The organism is Pedococcus sp. NPDC057267 (assembly GCF_042668795.1).
Taxonomy (GTDB): Bacteria; Actinomycetota; Actinomycetes; order Actinomycetales; family Dermatophilaceae; genus Pedococcus.
Genome location: NZ_JBHUYG010000164.1, coordinates 1 through 4301 on the forward strand (window position 1 = coordinate 1; position 4301 = coordinate 4301).

6 protein-coding genes are annotated in these 4301 nt (G+C 70.9%); 2 read left to right on the forward strand and 4 right to left on the reverse strand.

Annotated elements, in window-relative coordinates; genetic code table 11:
- Window positions 1–209 (reverse strand): NTP transferase domain-containing protein (locus ACFUC1_RS20225; RefSeq protein ID WP_379123049.1); only part of this gene is annotated, 209 nt, incomplete at its 3' end.
- Entirely contained in the window at window positions 206–688 is a 483-nt protein-coding gene (locus ACFUC1_RS20230; RefSeq protein WP_310151095.1) for a CarD family transcriptional regulator, read from the reverse strand. The genes ACFUC1_RS20230 and ACFUC1_RS20225, both read right to left, overlap by 4 nt.
- Before the next feature lie 197 nt (window positions 689–885).
- On the opposite strand from ACFUC1_RS20230, the gene ACFUC1_RS20235 reads away from it, so the two are divergent.
- Entirely contained in the window at window positions 886–1443 is a 558-nt protein-coding gene (locus ACFUC1_RS20235; protein WP_379123043.1) for a hypothetical protein, read from the forward strand.
- A gap of 68 nt (window positions 1444–1511) precedes the next feature.
- Here ACFUC1_RS20235 and ACFUC1_RS20240 read toward each other — a convergent pair whose 3' ends face one another.
- Both ACFUC1_RS20240 and ACFUC1_RS20245 read right to left on the reverse strand, forming a co-directional pair.
- Window positions 1512–2195 (reverse strand): response regulator, encoded by a 684-nt coding sequence (locus ACFUC1_RS20240; RefSeq protein WP_379123045.1) that lies wholly within the window; start codon window positions 2193–2195, stop codon window positions 1512–1514.
- Window positions 2192–3403 (reverse strand): sensor histidine kinase, encoded by a 1212-nt coding sequence (locus ACFUC1_RS20245; RefSeq protein ID WP_379123046.1) that lies wholly within the window; start codon window positions 3401–3403, stop codon window positions 2192–2194. The genes ACFUC1_RS20240 and ACFUC1_RS20245 overlap by 4 nt, the downstream gene beginning before the upstream one ends.
- A 167-nt stretch (window positions 3404–3570) precedes the next feature.
- Here ACFUC1_RS20245 and phoU point away from each other — a divergent pair, with 167 nt between their 5' ends.
- Complete coding sequence (gene phoU, locus ACFUC1_RS20250; protein ID WP_310151106.1) at window positions 3571–4260, forward strand: phosphate signaling complex protein PhoU; 690 nt, start codon at window positions 3571–3573, stop codon at window positions 4258–4260.
- Window positions 4261–4301 lie beyond the last annotated feature (41 nt).

Here is a 4301-nt window from a genome sequence, read left to right on the forward strand (position 1 = left end):
GGTGTGCGCGGCGCCGCCCCCGCGCCCCCACCCCGGTGGGGGGAGGCGGGCGCGACGACGATGACGTGGGTGACCTCGGGTGCCCGCAGGGCACGGGTGACGGCGTGTTCGAGGACCGTCACACCGGCCAGTGGCACGAACGCCTTGGGCTGGGCGGCCCCGAGACGGGTGCCCTGTCCCCCGGCGACGAGGACGACCGCAACGCTCAGGAGGCGAGCACCTCGTCGAGGATGGCCTCGGCCTTGTCCTCGTTGGTCTTCTCGGCCAGCGCCAGCTCGGACACGAGGATCTGGCGTGCCTTGGCGAGCATGCGCTTCTCGCCGGCCGACAGCCCACGGTCCTTGTCACGGCGCCACAGGTCGCGGACGACCTCGGCCACCTTGATGACGTCACCGGACGCCAGCTTCTCGAGGTTCGCCTTGTAGCGGCGCGACCAGTTGGTCGGCTCCTCGGTGTGTGGGGCGCGCAGGACCGCGAAGACCTTGTCCAGACCGTCCTGGCCGACGACGTCACGGACGCCGATGTCCTCGCAGTTCTCCGCGGGCACCTCGATCGTCAGGTCGCCCTGGGCCACCTTGAGCTTGAGGTAGATCTTCTCCTCGCCCTTGATCGTGCGGGTGTTGATTTCTTCGATCAGAGCAGCCCCGTGGTGGGGGTACACGACCGTCTCGCCGACCTTGAAAACCATGTGCTGTTTTCCCCTTTCGCGACTTCAAGAATATCACGACACGCCGACCACGGGAAAGCCGGAGCGATCGCGTTTTCGCTGGTCAGGGGCTTGCAAACCCCTTGGGCGACAACGATTTCGGTCTTGACAGGAGGGTGTCGCGCATGCAACGCGCGGGGGTGCGTGCGAGTCGGGAAGGGCCCGGTAGGCTGTGCCGCGTGACTCGCCGAACCCCTCTCGCCACCTCGTCCACCGGCCGCCGCACCGTCGTCCGCCGTCTCGCGCCGGTGGCCGTCCTGGGCGCAGCGCTGGCCCTGTCCGCCTGCCAGACGCAGTCGCCGGTGCAGACCGACGTCACCTACAACCCCGCCGACGGCGTGCCCGTGGACCTCGGCGCGGTGCAGCTGCGCGACCTCGTCGTCATCGGCACCGGCAAGGGCAAGGCCGGCGTACTGAGCGCCGCAGTCAGCAACAGCGGTGGGCAGCCGGAGCGGGTCGCGTTCGCGCTGCCGAACTCCTCGCCCGTCTACGCGACGGCGCCGGCCAACAGCTCGCAGCCGCTGTCCGACGGCAACCAGGTCCAGCTGTCCCAGATGCCGGTAGACCCGGGTGACGTGGTGCAGCTCAACGTCCAGTCCCCCGGCGCGCGCTCCGTGGTCGTCACTGTCCCGGTCGTCCCGCCGGATAACTACTACTCGACCCTGTCCCCCACCAGCGCGCCGACCAGCACCACCAGCGGTTCGTCGGGGAGCGCCACGGCGACGACCACCCCCTGAGGGACCTCCCGGCAGCAGGAGCGATTCCCGGTCCCCCACGGGGTCCGGGAATCGCTCCGCGAGGGCCGTCAGTCGCTCTCGAACTTGTAGCCCAGTCCGCGGACCGTGACGATGTACCGCGGCTCGGCCGGGTCGGGCTCGATCTTGGCGCGCAGCCGCTTCACGTGGACGTCGAGCGTCTTGGTGTCACCCACGTAGTCGCTGCCCCACACGCGGTCGATGAGCTGCATGCGGGTGAGCACCCGCCCGGTGTTGCGCAGCAGCATCTCCAGCAGCTCGAACTCCTTGAGCGGCAACGGCGTCGGCTGGCCGCCCACCGTCACGGTGTGCCTCTCCACGTCCATCCGGACCGGGCCGGCCTCGATGGTGGCAGGCAGCAGGTCCTCGGGCTCCTGGCCGCGTCGCAGGACCGCCTTGATGCGGGCGAGCAGCTCGCGGGAGGAGTACGGCTTCGTGACGTAGTCGTCGGCGCCGATCTCGAGGCCGACGACCTTGTCGATCTCGCTGTCCTTGGCGGTGAGCATGATCACCGGGACGGTCGAGCGCTGGCGCAGCGCGCGGCACACCTCCGTGCCGGACAGGCCCGGCAGCATGAGGTCGAGCAGCACGAGGTCCGCCCCCTGCCGGTCGAAGTCGTCGAGCGCCTCGGGTCCGGTCTCGGCGACCGCCACCTCGTACCCCTCCTTGCGCAGGAGGTAGGACAGCGGGTCCGAGAACGACACCTCGTCCTCGACGACCAGGATGCGGGTCATGCGGGGGCTTCTCCTTGCTGCGGGGCCCGGGGGGCCGGGTCGGGGTCCACGGCGCCGGTGGTGGTCCGGCCACCGGACCGGTCGGCCGCGGCGGGAAGGCGGATGGTGAAGGTCGAGCCACGACCCTCCTCGCTCCACACGGCGACGTCGCCGCCGTGGTTCGCGCAGATGTGCTTGACGATGGCCAGGCCGAGACCGGTGCCGCCGGTGGCGCGCGAGCGGGCGGCGTCGACACGGTAGAACCGCTCGAAGATCCGCTCCTGCTCCGACTCGGGGATGCCGAGGCCCTGGTCGGTGACGGTGATCTCGACCATCTCGTCGTGCACCCGGCCCCCGACGGCGACGCGCGAGCCGGGCTCGGAGTACGCGACCGCGTTGCCGACGAGGTTGCGCACGGCCGTGACGAGCAGGTCCTCGTCGCCAAACACCTTGAGGTCCGGGGCGCAGGCCTCGACGATCTCGATCTGCTTGGCATCGGCTCCCACGCGCGAGTAGTCGATGGCCTCGTGCACGGCAGCCGTGACGTCCACCAGCCGCGGCTCGTGCAGCGTGTCGGCCACCTGCAGGCGCGACAGGTCGACGATCTCCTTGACCAGCTGCGTCAGCCGGGCGCTCTCGACCTGCATCCGGGTGGCGAACCGCGCCACCGCCTCGGGATCGTCCTTGGCGTCGAGGATGGCCTCGGCCAGCAGTCCGATCCCGCCCACGGGCGTCTTGAGCTCGTGGCTCACGTTGGCGACGAAGTCGCGGCGGACCTCCTCGACCCTGCGCGCCTGCGTGTGGTCCTCGACGAGGAGCAGGACGTGGTTGCTGCCCAGGGGCGCGACGCGCGCGTGCATGATCGACTGGGCCTGCCCCAGTGGTCCCCGGGCGAGCGCGAGCTCCGCCTCGCGGATGACACCGTCGCGGCGGACCTGCCGGGCGAGGTGCCGCAGCTCGGCATGGACGAGGTCGCGACCGCGCACCAGGCCGTACGCCACGGCCGACGGCGAGTTGTTGATGACCTCGTCGGCGGAGTCGACGACGATCGCCCCGCTGCGCAGGACGGCCAGGACGTCCCCGACGCCGGCCGGCAGGGCCGGGACCGAGGCCTCGGACGGGGGGACGCTCGTCTGCTGGCGCTCGGAGTAGCGCACGGCGACGACGGCGACGGCGCCGGTGAGGAGACCGGCGAACCCCGCCAGCAGCGCAGCAGTCGTCGCATCCACGCCTCCAAGATACGGTGCACCCGGGACCGCCCCCGTCGCTCGCCTCCCCCCTCCCGCGGGCGCGTTCCCAGATGTTCACCTGAGTTCACCCGATCGTTCACTGCCTCGTGGGAGCCTCGGTCGGAACGCACACCACGCACGCCCCGTGCCGACACCCAAGGGACGCAATGCGCAACGCCTTTCACGAGGACCTCGACCTCATCTCCGACCAGCTCGTCGAGATGACGCGGCTGGCCGGTTCGGCAATGGCCCGAGCCACCACGGCCCTGCTCGACGCCGACATCCAGCTCGCCGAGTCGGTGATCGAGGCCGACAAGGAGCTCGACACCCTGCGCGAGGACCTCGACGCCCGGTCGATCGACCTGCTGGCCCGCCAGCAGCCGGTCGCCACGGACCTGCGCATGGTCGTCACGTCGATGCGGATGAGCGCCGACCTGGAGCGGATGGGCGACCTCGCCCGCCACGTCGCCAAGGTGGCCCGCCTGCGCTACCCGGACTCGGCCGTGCCGGCCGACATCCGCGCGACCATCCTGCAGATGGGCCAGGTGGCCGAGCGCATCGTCGCCAAGGCCGGCCAGGTCATCGCGGGCAAGGACGTCGAGGGCGCCAAGACCCTCGAGCGCGACGACGACGCCATGGACGAGCTGCACCGCGAGCTCTTCAGCCACCTCATCGACGGATCGTGGCAGCACGGCACCGAGGCAGCCGTCGACATGACGCTCGTGGGTCGCTACTACGAGCGCTTCGCCGACCACGCCGTGTCGGTCGCGCACCGCGTCGTGTACCTGGTCACCGGTGAATGGGATGTCGCCGAGGACCACGAGGAGCAGGAGGACCGCGCCGACGGGCTGCGGTGACCCCTGTTCCCCGAAGGGCCCGGACCGCCGCGGGGGCGGCG

Bases quoted from the DNA above. Each gene is read 5' to 3' on its own strand.
- ACFUC1_RS20230 (WP_310151095.1), bottom strand. From the start codon at position 688: ATGGTTTTCAAGGTCGGCGAGACGGTCGTGTACCCCCACCACGGGGCT.
- phoU (WP_310151106.1), top strand. From the start codon at position 3,571: ATGCGCAACGCCTTTCACGAGGACCTCGACCTCATCTCCGACCAGCTC.
- ACFUC1_RS20240 (WP_379123045.1), bottom strand. From the start codon at position 2,195: ATGACCCGCATCCTGGTCGTCGAGGACGAGGTGTCGTTCTCGGACCCG.